The 19,825-nt window shown below is 41.4% G+C and carries 19 protein-coding genes and 2 pseudogenes; 10 read left to right on the top strand and 11 right to left on the bottom strand.

Annotation, left to right across the window (positions count from 1 at the left end; genetic code table 11):
* Positions 1–20 precede the first annotated feature (20 nt).
* The 6 genes from vnfK to FD724_RS36505 all read left to right on the top strand — a co-directional run bounded on the left by vnfK (position 21) and on the right by FD724_RS36505 (position 8,011).
* Positions 21–1,406 carry a V-containing nitrogenase subunit beta gene (vnfK, locus tag FD724_RS36530; RefSeq protein ID WP_179076540.1) on the top strand — a complete coding sequence of 462 codons (1,386 nt, stop codon included), beginning with the start codon at positions 21–23 and terminating at the stop codon, positions 1,404–1,406.
* A gap of 238 nt (positions 1,407–1,644) precedes the next feature.
* A complete protein-coding gene (locus FD724_RS36525) occupies positions 1,645–3,171 on the top strand; it encodes a nitrogenase component 1 (protein WP_179076539.1) in 1,527 nt (508 codons plus the stop codon).
* 367 nt (positions 3,172–3,538) lie between these two features.
* Positions 3,539–4,909: a nitrogenase component 1 gene (locus tag FD724_RS36520; protein WP_179076538.1), complete on the top strand. Its 1,371-nt coding sequence runs from the start codon at positions 3,539–3,541 to the stop codon at positions 4,907–4,909.
* A 321-nt stretch (positions 4,910–5,230) separates the two neighbouring features.
* On the top strand, positions 5,231–5,410 hold the full coding sequence (locus FD724_RS36515; protein ID WP_218651559.1) for a hypothetical protein: 180 nt from the start codon (positions 5,231–5,233) through the stop codon (positions 5,408–5,410).
* A complete protein-coding gene (locus tag FD724_RS36510; protein ID WP_179076536.1) occupies positions 5,388–6,653 on the top strand; it encodes an AIPR family protein in 1,266 nt (421 codons plus the stop codon). Before FD724_RS36515 ends, FD724_RS36510 begins: the two co-directional genes overlap by 23 nt.
* 407 nt (positions 6,654–7,060) lie before the next feature.
* The gene (locus FD724_RS36505) at positions 7,061–8,011 is read left to right on the top strand and encodes an RpoD/SigA family RNA polymerase sigma factor (RefSeq protein WP_179076535.1); all 951 of its coding nucleotides are present in this window, start codon (positions 7,061–7,063) and stop codon (positions 8,009–8,011) included.
* A gap of 143 nt (positions 8,012–8,154) precedes the next feature.
* Here FD724_RS36505 and patX read toward each other — a convergent pair whose 3' ends face one another.
* The 3 genes from patX to FD724_RS36495 all read right to left on the bottom strand — a co-directional run bounded on the left by patX (position 8,155) and on the right by FD724_RS36495 (position 9,868).
* Complete coding sequence (patX, locus tag FD724_RS42240) at positions 8,155–8,385, bottom strand: heterocyst-inhibiting protein PatX (protein WP_372726551.1); 231 nt, start codon at positions 8,383–8,385, stop codon at positions 8,155–8,157.
* A 563-nt stretch (positions 8,386–8,948) separates the two neighbouring features.
* Entirely contained in the window at positions 8,949–9,383 is a 435-nt protein-coding gene (locus FD724_RS36500; RefSeq protein ID WP_179076534.1) for a hypothetical protein, read from the bottom strand.
* Between the two features lie 17 nt (positions 9,384–9,400).
* Positions 9,401–9,868, bottom strand: coding sequence for a hypothetical protein (locus FD724_RS36495; RefSeq protein ID WP_256874724.1), 468 nt, complete (start codon positions 9,866–9,868; stop codon positions 9,401–9,403).
* A 55-nt stretch (positions 9,869–9,923) separates the two neighbouring features.
* Here FD724_RS36495 and FD724_RS36490 point away from each other — a divergent pair, with 55 nt between their 5' ends.
* From FD724_RS36490 to FD724_RS36475, 4 genes and pseudogenes are all read left to right on the top strand, one after another.
* Positions 9,924–10,949, top strand: a complete 1,026-nt coding sequence (locus FD724_RS36490) for a pyridoxal phosphate-dependent aminotransferase (protein ID WP_179076715.1) — start codon at positions 9,924–9,926, stop codon at positions 10,947–10,949.
* An 80-nt stretch (positions 10,950–11,029) separates the two neighbouring features.
* Complete coding sequence (locus tag FD724_RS36485; RefSeq protein ID WP_179076533.1) at positions 11,030–12,385, top strand: cystathionine beta-synthase; 1,356 nt, start codon at positions 11,030–11,032, stop codon at positions 12,383–12,385.
* 12 nt (positions 12,386–12,397) lie between these two features.
* Positions 12,398–13,540, top strand: a complete 1,143-nt coding sequence (locus FD724_RS36480) for a cystathionine gamma-synthase (protein WP_179076532.1) — start codon at positions 12,398–12,400, stop codon at positions 13,538–13,540.
* Positions 13,541–13,644: 104 nt separating this feature from the next.
* A pseudogene (locus tag FD724_RS36475) lies at positions 13,645–14,211 on the top strand (acyltransferase domain-containing protein); the annotation flags it as partial.
* A gap of 300 nt (positions 14,212–14,511) precedes the next feature.
* On the opposite strand, the pseudogene FD724_RS36470 reads toward FD724_RS36475, so the two are convergent.
* The 8 genes and pseudogenes from FD724_RS36470 to FD724_RS36435 all read right to left on the bottom strand — a co-directional run bounded on the left by FD724_RS36470 (position 14,512) and on the right by FD724_RS36435 (position 19,784).
* Positions 14,512–15,446 (bottom strand): annotated as a pseudogene (locus tag FD724_RS36470) (DUF4351 domain-containing protein).
* 92 nt (positions 15,447–15,538) lie between these two features.
* Positions 15,539–15,844: a hypothetical protein gene (locus FD724_RS36465; RefSeq protein WP_179076531.1), complete on the bottom strand. Its 306-nt coding sequence runs from the start codon at positions 15,842–15,844 to the stop codon at positions 15,539–15,541.
* 1 nt (position 15,845) lies between these two features.
* The gene (locus FD724_RS36460) at positions 15,846–16,145 is read right to left on the bottom strand and encodes a hypothetical protein (RefSeq protein ID WP_179076530.1); all 300 of its coding nucleotides are present in this window, start codon (positions 16,143–16,145) and stop codon (positions 15,846–15,848) included.
* Positions 16,146–16,455: 310 nt separating this feature from the next.
* Positions 16,456–17,997, bottom strand: a complete 1,542-nt coding sequence (locus FD724_RS36455; protein WP_179076529.1) for a hypothetical protein — start codon at positions 17,995–17,997, stop codon at positions 16,456–16,458.
* 2 nt (positions 17,998–17,999) lie between these two features.
* Positions 18,000–18,287: a hypothetical protein gene (locus tag FD724_RS36450; protein ID WP_104902032.1), complete on the bottom strand. Its 288-nt coding sequence runs from the start codon at positions 18,285–18,287 to the stop codon at positions 18,000–18,002.
* Between the two features lie 3 nt (positions 18,288–18,290).
* On the bottom strand, positions 18,291–18,731 hold the full coding sequence (locus FD724_RS36445; RefSeq protein WP_179076528.1) for a hypothetical protein: 441 nt from the start codon (positions 18,729–18,731) through the stop codon (positions 18,291–18,293).
* 121 nt (positions 18,732–18,852) lie between these two features.
* On the bottom strand, positions 18,853–19,209 hold the full coding sequence (locus FD724_RS36440; RefSeq protein WP_179076527.1) for a hypothetical protein: 357 nt from the start codon (positions 19,207–19,209) through the stop codon (positions 18,853–18,855).
* A gap of 65 nt (positions 19,210–19,274) precedes the next feature.
* Complete coding sequence (locus tag FD724_RS36435) at positions 19,275–19,784, bottom strand: hypothetical protein (RefSeq protein ID WP_179076526.1); 510 nt, start codon at positions 19,782–19,784, stop codon at positions 19,275–19,277.
* Positions 19,785–19,825: the final 41 nt, after the last annotated feature.

Raw genomic sequence — 19,825 nt, 5'->3', positions numbered from 1 at the left:
ACCACATAGGAGTCAAGAGAATGTCTTTAGTCGTAAAACAGAAAGAACGCAAGGGAATCATCAATCCTATATTTACCTGTCAGCCTGCTGGGGCTGAATACGCTTCCATCGGAATCAAAGATTGTATTCCTCTGGTGCATGGAGGACAAGGGTGTAGTATGTTCGTTCGTCTCCTGTTTGCCCAGCATTTGAAGGAAAATTTCGACATTGCTTCTTCTTCACTCCATGAAAATAGTGCTGTTCTTGGAGGACAGCCACGCATTGAGGAAGGCGTAAAGACCTTAGTAGCACGATATCCCGATTTACGGATTATCCCAATTATTACGACTTGTTCAACTGAGACAATTGGGGACGATATCGAAGGAACCATTAACAAGCTCAACGGCTTTTTAAAGGAGGCTTATCCCGATCGCAAGGTTATTCTTGTTCCTGTACATACCCCCAGTTACAAAGGCTCTCAAGTCACTGGCTATAATGTCGGCGTACATGCAATCATTTCTAGCCTAGCAAAAAAAGGCGAACCAACTGGCAAGTTGAACATCATTACTGGGTGGCTTAACCCTGGAGATGTCACTGAAGTTAAACGCATCTTAAAAGAGATGGACGTTCCAGGAAACATTTTACTGGATACAGAAACCTTCGATGCGCCCACCATGCCCGATAAGACAAGTTTTGCCTTTGGCAATACAACCATCGAAGACATCGCTGATTCTGCCAATGCGTTGGGAACTATTGCTTTATGTAAATATGAAGGCGGTAGTGCAGCCGAATTCTTACAAGAGAAGTTCAAAGTTCCCGCAATTCTTGGCCCAACACCAATTGGTATTAAGAATACCGACATCTGGCTCCAAAATATCAGTAAAATGACTGGTAAACCAATACCAGAATCTTTAGTCAGAGAACGTGGTAAAGCTATTGATGCGATCGCAGACCTCGCACACATGTTCTTCGCCAACAAGAAGGTAGCTATTTACGGAGATCCCGATCTAGTAATTGGTCTAGCAGAGTTCTGCTTAGAAGTTGAGTTAGAGCCAGTGCTGATGTTGTTGGGAGACGACAATAAAGCCTGCACCAAAGACCCAAGAATTGCCGAGTTGGAGAAGCAAGCAGCTTGTGATATCGAAGTTATCTGGAATGCAGACCTCTGGGAATTAGAGCGCCGTATTACAGATAAATCCCTCGAAATCGACTTGATTTTAGGGCATTCAAAGGGTCGCTATATTTCTATCGACAACAAAATTCCGATGGTTCGGGTAGGATTTCCTAGCTTTGACCGTGCAGGTCTGTGGAAATATCCTGTGATTGGCTACAAAGGAGCAGAATGGCTAGCAGATAATATCGCCAATGCCATGTTTGCAGATATGGAGAACAAGCACGATCGCGAGTGGATCTTAAACGTCTGGTAGATTGAATTTTCAACGCAAAGGAACGCAGAGTAAAACGCAGAGGAGCGCAGAGTTTGAGTGCTGGAACCTCTATTCAAAACTTTGCGTTCCTCTGCGCCAACTTCAGCGCGACGGCAGTCGCTACAACGGGGAGCCACCCCCTTGCGGAGGTTCCCTCCGTTGGGGGGAGTGGCGTGGGAACCCCCGCAACGCGCTGCCTCCCCTCTGCGTTTAAAAAAGATGAAATATTTGGAGAACTATGATGATAGATCAGAATGTCGTATTTTACGGAAACTTGAGCGAACTGTATCGCTTGGCAAAAGAGGGTAAGATCAAGACCAGTTTACAAGGTAGTCATACCCGCCCCTGTAAATTTTGGACTGCAACGAAGATTTTAAGTGGGATTAAAAATGCGATCGTCATTTCTCACGGGCCGAGTGGCTGTGCTTATGGAGTCAAGCGGGCATACAAACTGACTAATAGCCGCAATAGTGGTTCTCCTTATGAACCTGTGGTGACTACGAACATGAGTGAGAAGGCGGTAATTTTTGGAGGGGAAAAAGAATTAAAAGGCGCGATTCGAGAAGTAGATGAAAAATACCATCCCGATGCGATCGTTGTTGCCACTAGTTGTGCGTCTGGTATTATTGGCGATTGTGTTGATGACGTAGTGAATAAAGCCCGCAGCGAAATCGATGCTGAGATCATGACGATACATTGTGAAGGATTCGCCGGGGAGTATCGCAGTGGATTTGATATCGTATTTCGGCAAATCGTAGACTTTATGGAGCCGCCAACTCCAGAGCGGAAAGCACAACTAGCCGATGCTGTCAATATTGTGGGCGCGAAGATGGGCCCTGAAAGGACGGAAGTTGAAACTGATGTCAAAGAATTGGTGCGATTGATAGAAGCAATGGGGGCAAGAGTTCACAGCGTCATCGCAGGTGATTGTACATTAGAAGAACTCAAGCAAGCACCGAGTGCAGCAGTCAACTGTACTTTATGTTTGGATCTTGGCTATACCATCGGCAAAGCCATGTCAGACAAGTTCGGTACGCCGTTAAATTCTACTATCCTTCCATACGGAATCAGCGCTACAGAAAAATGGCTCGAAGGGGCGGCAAAATATTTAGGGATGGAAGAACAGGCGGCTGCCCTAATGGAAAAGGAATATGCCGCAATCAAGACTGAATTTGAAGCAGCTAAGAGTTATATAGAAGGGAAGTTAGCGATTATCGAAGGACATGATGCTATCAAGTGCTTATCCCTTGCTCACATGTTGGATCGTGATTTTGGGATGCGTGTAGTAATCTATAACTTCCATCCCTGGAGTACAGAAGCACGAGAAACCAGTGTAGATTATTTATTGGAAACAGGGTTAGACCCGGAAATCCTGATTACGAAAGGGACACTGGCCTTTGGCAAGTACGAGTCCATGAAACAAACGGAAGATGAATTACTGGATTTCATCGGTGGTCTTGATGCAGAATCGGTAGTTTATTTTGGTTCTTCCTTGAGTTTCCCCCATATTCCCGTAGTCGATTTAAATGCTATTTTAAATCGTCCCAGATTTGGCTATCGCGGAGCCTTAAAGGTCGCAAAGTGTATAAAAACAGCACTTCAATATGGCTTTAGACCTCGGAGTGCTTTAACCAAGCAAATGGTATTCCCTAAAAATTCCGGGTTAGCATCTACTCAATCACTAAGCGGAAAATTAGCTCAAGACATGCCTGACTGTACCGTATATGCAGCAGGAAAGAAGCGGGGAAAATGTTTTAACGAGTAATAAATAAAATGTGACTTTGCTGAATCAAAGTATGGATTTGTCGGGCTACGCCCCGCAACTCTTGGAGACGCTCCGCGTAGCTTGCTTCCCCGTAGGGGTACGCTAACACGTAGAAAATTGTAGGTTAAGTAGAACGTAGATGCCGGAGGCGGCTGACCACAGGGTAGTGAAACCCAACAAACTCTCAGAAATAATTGGGTTTTGTTCCTCAAACGCCACATGCTACCCTGCGGGAACGCTAGCTAAGAGCGAACAAGTCGGCAGAGCCGCCCAACGCAGTGGCTCCCCAACCTACGTAGACTATTCCAGGTTGGTGTAATGAGTAAAATTTTTACCATAGTCAAGCCTTAGAGAAACAGGAGGAAAAATGTCTGCTGAAACGACTTTTGACAATTGTAACCATAGTAAAGACCCAGTAGTTGGCTGTGCCCTTGAAGGTATTGCAACTACAGTTGCTGGTATTAAAGATGTTAGTATTGTGATTCAGTCTCCACAGGGTTGTGCGTCCACTGTCGCAGCTGGGTATGATGCTCATGAGGTTGATTTCACCAAGCGGAAAGTAGGTTGTACTCGTCTTTTTGAGTCAGACATTGTGATGGGAGCGTCTGATAAACTCAAAGGGATGATTAAAGAGGCGGATCAATCTTTTGATTCTAAGGTGATGTTTGTCGTTGGGACTTGCGCGGCAGACATCATTGGTGAAGATATTGCGGGATTGTGCAATCAACTTCAGCCAGATATCAAAGCCAAACTCGTTCCTTTAATGGCTGGTGGATTTCGGGGCAATGCTTATGATGGCTTGGAGATGGGTTTAGAGGCTTTACTTCCTTTTATCAAAAAAAGGCAGACTAAGAGAAGGGGTAGAAAGCCGAGGATTGTAAATATCATTGCGCCACAGGCAAATCTTAATCCTACTTGGTGGGCTGACTTGCAATGGATAACGCAGATTTTAAAATCTTTGAGGATTAGAGTACAGACTGTTTTTTCTCATAATACTTCATTTGAAGAACTGGAGCTAGCTGGTGAGGCAACGGCCAATATTGTTCTTAGTCATGATGTTGGGTATAAGTTTGCTCGGAAAATGCAAGAGACCCACAATATCCCCCTCATCCTTGATGATATACCTTTACCAGTAGGTGTAAACAACACTACTCGATGGTTGAAGGCATTAGCGGCACATTTTAAGATCGAAGAAAAAGTCGAACCGCTAATTAAACTTGGCGAAGAAATGGTCGTAGATACACTTCGCAAACGAGCATTGATGATCATTCCCCGATATCGTAACTGTAGAATTGCTGTATCTGCGGATGGAACGCTTGGCATTGGACTGGTTAGAATGCTCTTTGAAGAATTGGAGATGATTCCTGAAGTCTTATTATTTCGCTCGGCGATGCCTGATTCTCGTTCAATCCTGGAGCGAGAACTGCACAGCCTCGGTCTTACTTCCCGCGTAATATTTTCGGCAGACGGCTATCAGGTAAAACAGACTTTAGAAGAGTTTGATGTTGATGCTGTGATTGGCTCGGCATGGGAAAAATACATGGCAGAGGAACTAGGAATCAAAATTGCTTTTGATGTATTTAGCCCCACTAACAGAGAAACTTATGTTGATAAGCCATATTTTGGCTATGAAGGCATGATCAATATGATGGAAGTGATTGCTAACGATTGGGATAGAGCTTTTCGTTCCAAAGAGATTCATTGGACGAATGCCACTAAGTTAAATGCAAACCCTTGATATGGTTGGCTTCTTGGTGTGGGATGTAGGATTGCAGGTATTGGGGTGTGGGGAATTAAGAAGATGTTGAACTCCTTGGCGCAATCCAAATTAAATTGTCTTAAACACGAACCTGCAACCCTACCCCCAACAAGATACCCCTGACGAGATTTCATCTTTTTTTAGTGCCCTTCGGGTATTAATTTTGAATTGGAGCCTTCGCGCAGCGTCTCCAAGAGTTGCGACTTGACAGCACATTTTTGGGTTGGCATACAACGGTACTTCGCATTACCTCAAAACGCGATATCAGATACTAGTAGTCTGCCAAGGGAATTTTGCGTGGTGGCAAGCAGAGGGGCAGAGGTGCGGAGGGGCAGGGGGGAAAGAACTTGTACAAATCTCTCCTCTGCTCCTCTGCCAATCTCCACCCAGCAATTTTGGGTTGGCGAACTACTAGTTTTGGTTAACATAGAAATTCCCCTGACATTGCAAATCAACTATGCCCAAGACTTGGAACATTAAGATAGATAACTATTTTCAAGCCAACCCAAACTGCATCATCGCCACTGCTCATGTAGACTCGTTCCCTATAGACCTACCGCTAGAACCAAACATCAGGGAACCAAACCGCAAAAGCGCGACCTACAGACAAATGTTCGATTCACTGACAACCGAACCCGAAAAATTCTTCTCTCGTCACAGTGGAATCGTTCTGTCAGCTAATATTGCTAAACCTGTCAAGAACAAAACTGAACTGGAGCTAGAAGTCTTAGAAGCTAACGAGGGTGGCAGCGACGGCATTATCAACGGGGGGCATACAGTCTTAGCTTTTGAGCAAGCGAAAAATTACAAATATGACCTAACCGAAGCTAGGGTAAAAGTTACGATCCACATCGGATTGAGTGAAGAATCAGCTAAAGATATAGCCCTAGCTTCAAATACTACAACGCCAGTAGATTCTCGCTCCAAAGTCAACGCCAGGGGTGATTACAAATTCATCAAGCAGTATTTAGCCCAGTTAGAACAGAAAGAAGATAGGAAATTTAGAATAGCCTATTACCAGAATCAAAGCGGCGCTCCCAGAAACGCCCAGTGTAATGTTACCCATTTGCTCAAGCTCCTTTACTGCCTCGACAGAAATAAATACAACCCCGACGGCAATAAACGAACCAAACACCCGGCAGGGATGAGTCTTCCAAGTAACATCACAGACGCAGAAAGGGAAAGATTAACCGCTTTACTGCCTCTCTTGACTCATGCTCTGTGGATAGAGCAAAGACTCTACGAAATAATCCAAGACTATATCAGCAACCCCAGAAGGAAGGGTGCTAACGATTTAGCATCAATTGATATACGTAAAACTACGTTGTTGCCGGACAGCAAGTATTCATTCGGGTTTGGTGCGCCAACTGACCTGGCACTACCGATAATTGCGTCCTATCGGGTATTTTTGGACAAAGACTATAAATGGATTCTGCCGTTTAACGAATTCGCCGAAGATTTCCTGCAACATCTGTGGAATAACTATTTCCGTAAATACTTGGTGTCGGAGAAAACAGCAGGAAATACAGTCGGCACAAAAATAAGTCGCAATCAAGAGATTTGGGAAAGTTTGTATATCTCAGCGCAGAGTTATCTAAATCAGCACTTGGTGAAAATGGTTAACTCTAGCAAGAAAGAAGAGGAATCGAAAGTGACACAAGGTAGTAGCAAGAGGGGAAAAGGGAAAAGGGATGAACTCAACGCGACTACTGTTCCTAAATAGTTTTTTACCGAATAGGGCATGAGGTATAGGGGAATGGCACGAAGAAAAGCGTAAATCCCTGGTATTCCTGGATGAAAGGGTGTGGAGTTGCTAAGTTCGGGTGTGGGGAATTAAGAAGATGTTGAACTCCTTGACGCACTCGCATTTAATTATCTAGAACACACGAAGCTGCAACCCTACCCCCAACAAGATAGTCAGCAAAGAGGTTTCACATAAATCTTCGTGCCATTCGGAATGGAAGTATAGTAAGCGCTCACTGGATACCGTTATAGATGATTGTGTTCTAGGTTGAATTTATTTATCGCAATCTCAGGTTAATATTTTTTAGCTGTTAAATCAGGAAAATTAATTCAGCGATTTGATTTATACTTTTAAATTCGTCTAAATATCAAAAAAAGTTTTATTGTATGTCCAGCCTGAGTCCAGACATGGTTCGTATCTATTTGCAAGAGATTGGTCGTTATCCAATGTTAAGCGCAGACCAAGAAATTGCTTATGGGAGGCAGGTACAGCAAATCATGGCAATTGAGCAAAGAAAAAATGAACTCACCCAACAACTAGATCGGGAGCCAACAATGGTCGAATTAGCTGTTGATGTTGACAAAAGTGAATTGGAAATAGCTCAAATACAAAATCTTGGGCAACGAGCCAAACAAAAAATGGTGACAGCAAACCTACGTCTGGTGGTTTCGATTGCCAAAAAATATACTAAGCGCAATCTGGAATTTTTAGATTTGCTGCAAGAAGGGGCAATAGGTTTACAACGGGGTGTGGAAAAATTTGACCCCAATCGCGGCTATAAGCTTTCCACCTACGTATACTGGTGGATTACGCAGTCAATGACACGGGCAATTGCAGAGAAATCCCGTACTGTACGCTTGCCAATTCATATCACCGAACAACTGAATAAAATCAAGAAAGTACAGCGAGAATTATTTCAGACACTGGGTCGTCCAGCTAGTGTTGTAGAAATTGCTGAAACTTTAGACTTACAACCAAGCCAGATTAGGGATTTTCTCAGCAGTTCAAAGCAGCCAATTTCTCTAGATGTAAAAATTGGAGATAACCAAGACACAGAACTTAGTCAACTTTTACCAGATGAGGGCATATCTCCAGACGAATATATCACCAAAGAACTTTTGCGCCAAGACATAAATAGTTTATTAGAATCACTCAAACCGACGCAACGTGAAGTATTAATTTTGCGTTTTGGATTGGAGAACGATCAAGAACTAACTTTAGCTCAGATTGGAGATAAATTGAATGTCAGTAGAGAACGAGTTCGTCAAATTCAGCAGCAAGCAATGACTGTTCTACGTCGTCAAAAAACTGAAATTCAACAGTATTTAGTTTCGTAAGAAGTACTTATTGATGATATTTTCGGGGCTAATTAGCGAAAAAGAAAGGCTGAAATAGGGTTACAGGTTTAGGTGTAGGGAAAGACAGAAAGTCTTACTACACCTACACCCTCTGATTTTTTTAGATACTGTGAAAAGTCAGATTAAACAAGAGGCTCAATATTTTTGAAAGGTTCAATTAAATATCTACGTCCACCGCCTCTATAAGGTGCAGGGGTACTGGGAGTATTAGATTTGGTAATCTCTGAAAATAACTGTTGTGTTTTATAAGTAGGATACAGGGTCTGTGATAATTTATTTATCTGTATTTGGAAATTAAGACTTAGTAAGCCAAATAAAAAAGTCCAGACTAAAGTATAGGGTGTAAAAGGCATAGTTAATAGCTCTATTTTATCTCTATTAACTAATACTTAGTATTTTTAAAATATCCGGTAAATATATATAAATATAATGGCAAAGCTGTCTTAATTTTGGGTTTGATATCGCAAGATAACTTGGTTTGAATACGACTATTATATAAATCTTTGACAAAAAAACTAATGAAAAAAGTCATGAATTCGACCATGACTTTTGGCACAAATAAATGACCGATTTGGCCAGTTACTAGGGATTGATAAACTCTGGACAATTCTCACCATCCCATCGGTCAAATAGGACTGTTTTTCAAGCCCCCACTGCACCTCTACTCAGGTCAGTGGTGGGTTATTGACTTGAGCTTCTGATAGTCTTGAAAAAAACGATTCAAATCACTTAAAAGTTGACAATACAAGCTATTGTTTTCATAAGTGCCACTAGTATTCTCCCAAGAATCGCAAATTCTTGGGCTAGTAAGAGGCAAAATTAAAACAGATAGAGCTGCAATTAAAGGCACAATTAAGATAAGGTTTCGGGCATCAGTGATTAAACCACCAACTTCGCTCAAAATAGGTAAATCGTATTAGTGACGATGTGTAATTAAGGTATCTTTGGTTTTTTGAGGTTGAATTTTTTGCTCTTTTTCTAAATTGAGATTGGGCTGAATATCTATCTCAATAACGTTCTTCTTGACTACTTCAATTGCCTTCACTAAATCATCTATAGGTTGTCCATTTCTGGCACGAGTGACAAGTATTGCTTCAAGAATTATTAATCTTGATTTGGAAGTCAACAGTATAGGCATCTGTTGATTAGCTTCATTGATGAAATCCTGTTGTTCTTTGAGAAACTTACTAGTTTGCATATTATCTAGCCACTGTTTTTGAACTAGTAATTCGCGTTCTGATAGTCTAAAGCTTTGAGAGAGACTGTTAATAAAGTTAACAGCACTCGTTGTTAACTTTTCTAAAGGGCTTGAGGCTGCTGAGGGGGAGTTGCTTTGATTCTTGTCTTGCATAAGTTATTCAACAAATTTTAATTTTGATTACTATCGCAACCGTCGAATTTGTATTTAATTGGTGAATTTTGGAGTAATTTTTCAATTCCCAAACGGATTAGTTCTGGTGGAACTCCGTCTAATTTCAATTCGGTTTGGATAAACTCATCAATTGAATTGGCTTTCGTCTTCTCCAAAAGCGCCAACATCTGTTGAGCTTGGGTTGTTGATGTGCAAGACTCCTTAGTTTCAGCTTGAGAGGTTTGCTTATTACTTGGTGCAGAGTCAATAAAGTTTTTGGTATCCCGGTCATAACCAGAAAAATTCTTTAACAGAGGCATTGGTATCCATTCATTGATGCCGCCGTAATAAACTGCTCGACCGACTGGTGATTGTGCAGCAACCTCCATTACTTGGGTTGAGGTAATCTTGCGATCGCTAGGGATGAGTTGGGTGGCAATCATGGCATTGTAAGCTGGGACGTTATCAGGATGAACCAACGCCACAGAGGCTAACTGCGATCGCAGTCCGCCAGAGTTAAAACAAGCAGCTTATCAAGCAATTGAGGCAGATGTTAACCAATATGCCATTACTTGGGGAGACAAAACATTTCGAGAAGCGATCGCGCACAAAGTCCGTTGGTATCTAGGTTTAGATATTAATCCAGAAACACAAATCACAGTCACTTGTGGGTCAACCGAGGCAATGGCGGCTGTGATGTTAGCAACCATTGATGCAGGGGATGAAGTGATTGTGTTTGAGCCGTATTACGAAAACTATGGCCCCGATGCAATTTTAGCTGGTGCGACACCCCGATACGTCACACTACATCCCTCTGACTGGACATTTGATGAAGCTGAGTTGCGTCAAGCTTTCAACAACAATACAAAAGCTATTATTATTATCAACACCCCACACAATCCCACAGGCAAAGTTTTTAACCGTGAAGAACTTACCCTAATTGCCGAACTATGTCAAAAGTGGGATGTTCTCGCATTTACAGATGAAATCTATGAACACATTCTCTATGATGGTACTCAACATATTGCACTAGGCACCCTTCCAGGAATGGCAGATCGTACTATTACCATTAACGGTCTTTCCAAAACCTACAGCGTCACTGGTTGGCAAGTCGGCTATATTTTAGCAACACCTGAATTAACAGGAGCTATCAGAAAAGTTCATGATTTTCTTACTGTGGGTGCGCCTGCACCATTACAACGAGCCGGAGTAGCCGCCATGCAGTTGCCGCCATCTTATTATCAAGAACTAGCTAGACTGTATCATGATAAAAGAAATAGCATTCTCCAAATTTTAGATCAAGTCGGAATTCCTTATTTTGTCCCCCAAGGTGCATATTACATATTTGCGGATATTTCTAAATTTGGCTATAAAACTGATATTGAATTTACCAACTATTTAATCAAAGAAATTGGTGTTGCTGTAGTTCCAGGTTCTAGCTTTTTTAACCAACCAGAAAACGGAAATTCATTTATTCGCTTTTGCTTTAGTAAAAAATCAGAAACATTACAAACAGCAAGTAAAAAATTACTAAAGCTACAGTCAAATCTCAAACTTACATTCTGAAATTAATTTCTTTCTTAGTGCTGAATTTCAACATCCCTCAATCCAACAAAAAGAAAGATTCATAACTCTAGAGGGTAAATATGACTACTCACGAAAATATCTTGCAAGTAATTGGTAAAACTCCCTTAGTCAGACTGCATCACGTAACTGAAAATACCCAATCTCCTATTTATGCCAAAGTAGAATATCTGAATCCTGGTGGTAGTACCAAAGATAGAATTGCTCTGGCAATGATTGAACAAGCTGAAAAAACAGGTGAACTACAACCAGGGGGAACTATTATTGAAGCTACCGCAGGTAATACTGGTGTAGGATTAGCATTAATCGCCGCAGTGAAAAAATATCAATGTATTTTTGTCATGCCTGATAAGATGAGTCAGGATAAAATTAATCTGCTCAAAGCTTATGGCGCAGAAGTAGTTGTCACACCCACATCTGTAGCACCTGATTCTCCAGAAAGTTATAACGGTGTCGCTGAAAGATTAGCTAAAGAAATACCGGGCGCTTATAGACCAAATCAATTTGAAAATCTCCACAATCCTTTAGCTCATTACTTAACTACTGGCCCAGAAATTTGGTCAGATAGTCAAGGTAAAGTTGAAGTTTTTGTTGCAGGTATGGGAACTGGCGGCACAATTTCTGGAGTGGCAAAATATCTCAAAGAGCAAAATCCCAATATTGTAATTGTTGGTGCAGATCCAGAAGGGTCTATTTTATCAGGAGATAGCCCTAAATCTTATAAAGTTGAAGGAATTGGGGAAGACTTTATTCCTAAAACTTTTAATCGTCAATTAGTTGATGAAATGATTCGAGTTACTGATAAAGAATCTTTTAATATGGCGCGTCGTCTAGCCAGAGAAGAAGGCTTACTAGTGGGAGGTTCTTGTGGTACAGTAGTAACCGCAGCTCTCAAGTATGCAAATCGACTATCACAGCCAAAGTATATTGTAGTTTTATTACCCGATACAGGCAGAAACTACATTAATAAAATCTACTCTGATGTCTGGATGCAGGAAAATAGTTTTTGGGAAGGTAAAACTGTAAAAACTATCAAGGTTGAAGAAGTTTTACAACAAAAAACTGATTTCCCTTCTTTAGTAGCTATTAGTTCCAATGATACTTTAATTAATGCCACAAATCTGCTGCAAAAGCTAAATATATCCCAGTTACCTGTTATTGATCACAATCAAGTAGTAGGTAGCTTGAATGAGGCATCGTTAATGAAATTTCTGCATGACGGAATTAATTTTTCTAACCAAACAGTTTTAGCTGTGATGGGTAAGCCGCTACCAATTCTCGATGAAAATGTGGATGTAGCAGAAGCCTATCGAGTGCTTTTATCTGGAACTACAGGAATTATTATTACGCGGCATAATACTCCTATTGGATTAATTACCAGAGCAGATTTAATTAGATATTGGATTAGTCAAAACTAAGACGAGAAAAAAATGGAATTTGAAACAAAAGCAATTCATGAAGGACAACCATCAGACCCAGAAACAGGTGCTGTGATTGTGCCGATTTATTTAACTTCTACATACGAGCAAGCCGCAATAGGTCAACACAAAGGATATGAATATTCTCGCACGGGAAATCCTACCCGAAATGCTTTAGAAGAAGCTTTAGCTGCTATTGAAAACGCTAAATTTGGTTTAGCATTTGCCTCTGGATTAGCTGCTACTACCACAGTTTTAAGTTTACTCAAAAGTGGCGATCATATTGTTGCTGGGGATGATTTATATGGTGGTACTTATCGTTTGTTAGAAAAAGTAGTGAAAAATTGGGATGTAATAACCACTTATGTAGATATTGATGATATCTCTAACTTTGAGGCTGCTATTCAACCCCAGACTAAATTGATTTGGGTGGAAACTCCAACCAATCCCTTGTTAAAAATAATTGATATTGCTGCGTTAGTAAAAATTGCTCGTCAACACAATATCATTTTAGTAGTTGATAATACCTTCGCCAGTCCTTATTTTCAAAGACCACTGGAATTGGGTGCAGATATTGTAGTCCACAGCACCACCAAATATCTAGGAGGACATAGCGATGTTATTGGCGGTGCAGTTGTGACATCTAATCAGCAACTATATACCGAATTGAAATTTTATCAAAATGCAATTGGGGCAGTTCCTAGTCCTTTTGATAGCTGGTTAGTACTGAGAGGAATTAAAACTCTAGCTGTGAGAATGCGAGAACACGAAAAAAATGCTTTAGTATTAGCTAAATTTTTAGCACAACATCCCAAAGTCGAGCGTATTTATTATCCCGGTTTACCTAGCCACGAACAGCACCAATTGGCAAAATCACAAATGTCTGGTTTTGGTGGAATGATTAGTTTGGAATTAAAAGGCGGTTTTGCAGAAGTGGAAAAATTTGCTGCTCGTCTCAAGCTGTTTTTGTTAGCAGAAAGTTTAGGAGGTGTAGAGTCATTACTTTGTTATCCTGCGAAAATGACTCATGGTTCTTTACCAGATGCAGAAAGATATAAGCGGGGAATTAATGATAATTTAGTCCGTCTTTCTGTGGGTATTGAGAATGTATTAGACTTGCAAGCTGATTTAGAAAATGCTTTGTCTGGGACATAAGCTGGTAAGACGTTGTGGTATTGCCAGAATTGTCGCGTCATTTAGATTAAGCCTAGCTGAATACAGTTGATTTCAATTGGATAATTGTAAGAAAGAATGTAACCGAAGCTGCGATCGGTCATAGTATTGGCGAGTATGTAGCCGCAACTCTTGCAGAAGTTTTTTCTCTAGAAGATGCCTTATCTCTGGTAGCAACACGCGGACAGTTGATGCAGCAACTTCCCACTGGAGCAATGCTTTCAGTTCCTCTGTCCGCAGACAAGGTACAATCTCTGTTAGGTTCAGAACTTTCTGTTGCTGCGATTAATCAGCGATCGCAGTGTGTAGTTTCCGGTTCCATAGCAGCAATAGAGGTACTACAAAATCAGCTTGCTGCTCAAGGGATTGAATCTCGCCAACTGCATACTTCCCATGCTTTCCATTCGCAAATGATGGAACCAATTTTAGAGGTATTTACAGAGCAAGTAAAAAAAATTACTTTAAATCCCCCAAAAATTCCTTATATTTCCAACCTAACTGGTACTTGGATTACAGTCACCCAAGCCACAAATCCTGACTACTACGCTCAACATCTGCGTTCCACAGTACTGTTTGCCCAAGGTGTAGAGAAATTATTGGCAACGCCAGAGCAAGTCTTACTAGAAGTAGGGCCAGGGCATACACTAACTACATTCTTCCTTGGTGAAAATGGTTAACTCCAGTAAGCAAGAATCAGAATCGAAGGTGACACAAGGTACAAACAAGAGGGGAAAAGGTAAAAATGATGGTGCAACTACTGTTCTTAAATAGCTTTTTATCGTTCGACTGATTCACCGTAAACTTTGTCGTAAAGCCTGCGGCATAGTTACGCTTAGGGCGCAGCCTAAGAAGAGAAGTTGCGCTCACGGCGAAGCTTTTCTCCCTTGCCCCAAATCTCCTTGATAAGAGCGCATCTACTTTCCACGCAAGAGATAATAGCACAAGCTTTTTATTTAGAGATTTTGATCCAACCAAGTTTCTAAATCAGTGAGGGATGAAAAATCTAAAAAGGCTTCTCCTAAAGTCTCCAATTGGTCAGTAGATAAACCTCGAATTCGCTCAATTACTGAAGAGTCAATCTCACCAAAGCGATGATTTAGTTGACGTATAATTAAACGTTGTTCTCCTTCCAGTACAGCTTGTTCTCTATCTTGCTGATAAAGTGGTGCTAATCGCATAATCAACTCCCTATCATCTGATTCTTCAATTTGAGACATTACCAAGTTCTGCTGTAAATTGTACAGTAATTCTAGTGTGGCTTTCCGAAACGGATGATTAGATGATAGCGCTTCTAATTCATCAATAGCCTGCTTTTGTACTTTCCCTCGACCGAGGATTCTTAGCCACAAAGTTTCTTGAGTACGTGGCAGTTGATGAATTACAACGATAGCTGTTCGCAAATACTCCCCCATTAAGTATACTCCAGACACCCAATTAGATGCTTGAATTGCACTAAAACCTGAAACTATTCTCACAGATACGGTTGGAGAAAGTATCCACAATTTCGGAATTTCTAATTCTTTAATAGAGATTTTATTGCGATTAGCTTCGCGTTGTAAAGCACCTCTTACTTCCAATAATTTCAGCAAACAATCACAGATTTCCTCTTCAGAGGCAGGATTGCGAAATGGTGAGCCAGCGCGGTCTTGGGGGTTTCCCCCATGAGCGACTGGCGAACCCGTAAGGGTTCAAAAATAGCAGGTGTAGCTGCAAATCTTCCCAGAATTCCTAGCATCTCTAAACTATTAGCTTGTTGGGTAGGAGAAAATAAAACATCAATTTCTCTAATCTCACCAGCTACACGGCTAGAAGCTTTTACTTCCCCATAAGGTTTTAGTAACTCTTCCAAATAGTCTTTAGCAAATTGATCATGAATAAATCGAGTCATTTAAATTACTATGAAAGCTATTTATTCTAATTAATATTTTATCTCTTTTAAGAGCAGTTTCTAAAAAGAGATATTATAACTTCCCACTAGATTTATCCCCCACCCAATCCCGGAAAAAACTTACTCCAAACACTTTGCTTCTTTGACGCTGATTCTTCTAAGCCTAAAACATTCTCTAGCCCTCGCTGATTACTCTGAATCTCCTGCATATTAAGAGAATGAATCATCTGGGCTAACTCTGGATTTTCTTCTAATAGTTCGGCTTCAAGCTCTAACTCCTGCTGCAACAGTTGGGCATTTCGGCGCAAGAACATCTGCTGATTGTGTCGTTGTATGATTTGGGATTCAGTCAGGTGTAATTGTTCTTCAAAACTCAAATTGTCGTATTCGTTATACATTTTATTCAACTCCGATCAATCCAAAGTATTCTGCCGATAATTCCATCAAGTATCTCAAGGCTAAACAATCGCCGTAGTTTGTGTATATTTGAGCAATAGTCATGAAAAGTTCTAGCAGATTATCAGGCGTTACTTCCGTGAAACGAGAAGCCAAATTAAATGCTGAGTTTTCAGCTTCTGGCTCTAGTGGCGGTGCGTCTGTCCAGACTATTAAACCTCGCTTGTCCAGTTCTGCTAAAGAAATATCATTTACAGCATCCACAACGGAGTCAGGCGCATACTTTATTAATAGCTTAATCACCAAATAACACCTCCATAAAGTAGCTGATATCCCAGCCTCAATCTCGTAATAAATTCGTCAGTATTGCGATTACCCCAAACAGGATTACTACGGCTTTTTATCCAGTTGATTGGACTATGACAAATCTCGTTATGACAACGGTAGCACGTAGGAAATGTTGATACTCCAATAACATCATTGCCGTAGTAAGCGTGATGGATCTCTTCACTTTTCTTAGTCAGACAGACTACACAATAATTGTGAGTTTTTCGGTGAGCGATTGCTACTTGTTTCTTGTACTGTTTGGGATTACCATATCGAGCATTCCAGTTTAATTGTCTGGGTAGCCGAGATTTTCTAGTAATAGAGTCACCCCCTTTTCGTTTAACTCTTGCCCCGTTAATTCCTGCCACTTCTGTTTAATTTCCTGAAAATGTGGTCTTCTCCCTAATTCTGTTGCCCACTTTCTAATTTCTTCATACCAGTCAACCTGCTGCTGTGAAGATTGTTGATTATTTTTAGAACTATCAACAGTGTCACTATTCGGTTTGGAATCCTGTTTTTGTTCCAGACCCTTGATATCAAATTCAGGTATTAGAGCAACAAAAGGATTACCACGAGTTGGAATTACTAGGGCATATCGAACTCCGGCTTTATCTAACATTTCGCAAGCCTGTCGCAAGACTTCCAAAATCTCCTTTTTAACGTTTACAAAATCTTGGGGATGGTCAAGGATATAACTCGATGTCTGCCCCATCGCAATAAAGCAAACATTTTTCAAGGACGGGCGGCTAAATCCGGTTTCCCCAGAGAGCGGGGACTGGCCCATAAATAAACCATGACCTTTTAACCCAGCAGTGAATTTGATGATATAGTTCCAAAAACCTTGCAAGTCTTTGGCAGTATCAGCATCAACCATTCCCGGAAGTCCCTTGCCACCACCAAATACAGAGTCCACCTCATCTTGAGCAAGAAATAATTCGGGAACGCCCTGACATTCACCACCAACAATTGATACTCTGGCTTTCTGCTTGTCAATTTGGTCTGTGGCAAAGGTAATCCAGTTTTTTAGTTCTTTCATGCCGTCAAACTTACGGCTAAACTTGCACAGCCATCTGGTGACATCATCTTTTGGATCGCTGCCAATCACAATTGCTGGTGTTTGAGATTTTGCAGCAATTTTATTAATAATCACTCCAGCCAGAGTTGACTTGCCGGATTGTGTGCCACCAGAAATGTAGAAATGGTGATTACTGCGAAGGGTCATATTTTGATTAGATGCAGCATCACACAGTTCATCAATCCAAGCACCATCAATTCTGATGTACTCAGGATAATTAGCTGCGATCGCTTGGAGAACTTTCATCGCACCCGGATTAATCACCGACTGTACCGACTCTTCATCAATGTCAGCAATATCGGGATTGGGAATACCAGTCGGTGAGGGTGATTGTTGTGCTGGTGGTTCTGGGAGTGTAACCAACCCTTGCAACTGATATTCAGCTATCCACCGGGGGCGCTCTTGCATTGGTAGCCGATTCACATAATCAGCAACTCGGCGTTTGGCAGCGATCGCAGTGGTGACATAATTGTATGCTGCCTGACCCTGTAAATGCTGTTTGAGTGCTTTTAAGTCAGCTTCTAGCAAAGACTGGTAAACTTTTTCCTTACTTTCGCTGATTTGAGCGGATACCCCAAACAACCCAGCACTGACCGTCCCAGCGCCGAGTAAGATTCCGGTTGTTATTCGATCAGTGTTTAAGAAAAAAGGAGCAGACAGACATAACACTGCACTCGCTCCTAAAGAACATAAAATAGTCCGTTCTGCATGAATGGCACTACTGGCAGTTAGTCGTTCCAGTTCAAATGTCATTTTTACCTCACCCCTAAAGCAACACCAGCTGCAACTAAAGTCAAGAAGACAAACAGGAATATCACCCCAGGCATCAAGCCAATGGTGAAAGTTTTACGGTTGAAGCCAAAACCTTTAATGACTAAACCGCCAAAGTTGAATAACCCCAGAACTATGCAGCAGATGGAGATTATGCCAATAAACCAAAGAATGTATCGACTAACGGGGCTGGCAACGGATAAATAACCCATAAACATAGAAAAGCCAACCCCAGACACTGCATATCCTATATGAGAGAGCTTGATTTGCATAACCTAGAACCTGAATGAGTCACCTACTTCATCAAATGCTTTCTCATATCCCCCCAACTGGCGCTGCTGTTCCTGGGAACCAAAGGCATGACGGATCACTGCCTCCCCATGTAATCCCCTGGTTCGCTGCAAATCTTCCTCAACCTTCATGGCTTCTTGGGAATATGCCAATTGGTTTTTATACATCTCTGCCAAGGATTGCAACTGCTTGAGCCTGTGCCGGGAAAATTTAGTGTGCAACCACTTCTGTGCTTTTAGAGTGCCAGCCACTTCTGCTTCATCAAGAACCTGCTTTGCTGTAGTGTAAGCTGGCAATGTGTAGCGATCACGGATTGATGAAGGTAAATTACCCTCAACTTGGGTAGCATCCCCAACTCTTAAATCCGTTGATACTACTCCATCACCTTTACCGCCAAACAAACCAGGAAGCCATTTTCCTAACATAATTTCCTCCGATTATTAATTAAAAAATTCAGGAGTCAGAAGCCAGGAGCCAGGAGTCAGAATAAAAAGTTGTAGTACTAAACGAACAGGCTATAAAACATTGAATTTTCACTTTTCAAATCTACCTATTCAGTTCTCCTGAATTCTGACTCCTGACTCCTGACTCCTGTGTATAAGTCTGCTGAACTTGTTGAACTTGTGAGCCGATATATCGGGTTATGCCATATATCCCCATGAACGAAAACATCAAAACAGTAAAAGCTGCGATCGCAGTTTGAGCCATCATTCCCCGTTGCATCAATTCCTCAATCTGTCTATTGGACTGCGATCGCGTTCTCGACTCATCAATAATTTGCTGGACTACCAGGAATTCTTCTGTTGTCAGATTTTCTAGTGTCAGCCCTGACAGATTCAATTCCCCGTCCTTCTTCAGGTGAATATTTAATGCTTTGCGATGGGTTTGGTCTTGTTGCTCCATATATTGCCACGCCCAAAACGAGGGTCAATAGCAGCAGATTCAGTACTGCTGCTAATCCAATTAATTTATTCGGCTGCATTTGTTGGGCTAATACCGAAAATACCCGCAACGAGTTCGTCACCGATTGCACGAAAGGAGTCTACGTCAGCTTCCTCCTCCATCGCTTTAGAGACAAACTTACTCACCACGTCCTTGGGGGCATTGCGAATCGTTGATAACAACTGGTCGGCTTTATCAGTTGTGTAAGCATCAATCCCGACGTTAAGGACATCCTCCAAGGATTGAATTTCTTGATTTGAAACCTGAGATGCATGAGCGATCGCTCCTTGTAATGGAGGAGTGGATTTACGGCGGGGTGAGTTTTTACCTAACTTACCGTTGCCATTTTTGGACTTGCCATTAGCAGTGGTCAGAGCAGTTGATTTCTTGGCTTGTGCAACTTGAATTGCCACTTCTTGGGCTTCGGCATCATTCAAATTATCAACATCCATGCCAATAGCTGATGCGGCGGACAAAATATCGCCCTCATCGAACTCAATCCCTTGCAAAGTAAGTATTTGTTTGATTTTTTTCATATTATTGTGTTTCTTATATGGTACTACACCACTAATATAGT

The organism is Nostoc sp. C057, from assembly GCF_013393925.1.
Taxonomy (GTDB): Bacteria; Cyanobacteriota; Cyanobacteriia; order Cyanobacteriales; family Nostocaceae; genus Nostoc; species Nostoc muscorum_A.
This window is presented reverse-complemented; position numbering and strand designations above follow the sequence as displayed.

Bases quoted from the DNA above. Each gene is read 5' to 3' on its own strand.
- patX (WP_372726551.1), bottom strand. From the start codon at position 8,385: ATGCCTTTTACACCCTATACTTTAGTCTGGACTTTTTTATTTGGCTTA.
- FD724_RS36500 (WP_179076534.1), bottom strand. From the start codon at position 9,383: ATGCAAGACAAGAATCAAAGCAACTCCCCCTCAGCAGCCTCAAGCCCT.
- FD724_RS36485 (WP_179076533.1), top strand. From the start codon at position 11,030: ATGACTACTCACGAAAATATCTTGCAAGTAATTGGTAAAACTCCCTTA.
- FD724_RS36465 (WP_179076531.1), bottom strand. From the start codon at position 15,844: ATGTATAACGAATACGACAATTTGAGTTTTGAAGAACAATTACACCTG.
- FD724_RS36480 (WP_179076532.1), top strand. From the start codon at position 12,398: ATGGAATTTGAAACAAAAGCAATTCATGAAGGACAACCATCAGACCCA.
- FD724_RS36445 (WP_179076528.1), bottom strand. From the start codon at position 18,731: ATGTTAGGAAAATGGCTTCCTGGTTTGTTTGGCGGTAAAGGTGATGGA.
- FD724_RS36510 (WP_179076536.1), top strand. From the start codon at position 5,388: ATGCCCAAGACTTGGAACATTAAGATAGATAACTATTTTCAAGCCAAC.
- vnfK (WP_179076540.1), top strand. From the start codon at position 21: ATGTCTTTAGTCGTAAAACAGAAAGAACGCAAGGGAATCATCAATCCT.
- FD724_RS36440 (WP_179076527.1), bottom strand. From the start codon at position 19,209: ATGGAGCAACAAGACCAAACCCATCGCAAAGCATTAAATATTCACCTG.
- FD724_RS36505 (WP_179076535.1), top strand. From the start codon at position 7,061: ATGTCCAGCCTGAGTCCAGACATGGTTCGTATCTATTTGCAAGAGATT.
- FD724_RS36455 (WP_179076529.1), bottom strand. From the start codon at position 17,997: ATGACATTTGAACTGGAACGACTAACTGCCAGTAGTGCCATTCATGCA.
- FD724_RS36435 (WP_179076526.1), bottom strand. From the start codon at position 19,784: ATGAAAAAAATCAAACAAATACTTACTTTGCAAGGGATTGAGTTCGAT.
- FD724_RS36450 (WP_104902032.1), bottom strand. From the start codon at position 18,287: ATGCAAATCAAGCTCTCTCATATAGGATATGCAGTGTCTGGGGTTGGC.
- FD724_RS36525 (WP_179076539.1), top strand. From the start codon at position 1,645: ATGATGATAGATCAGAATGTCGTATTTTACGGAAACTTGAGCGAACTG.
- FD724_RS36520 (WP_179076538.1), top strand. From the start codon at position 3,539: ATGTCTGCTGAAACGACTTTTGACAATTGTAACCATAGTAAAGACCCA.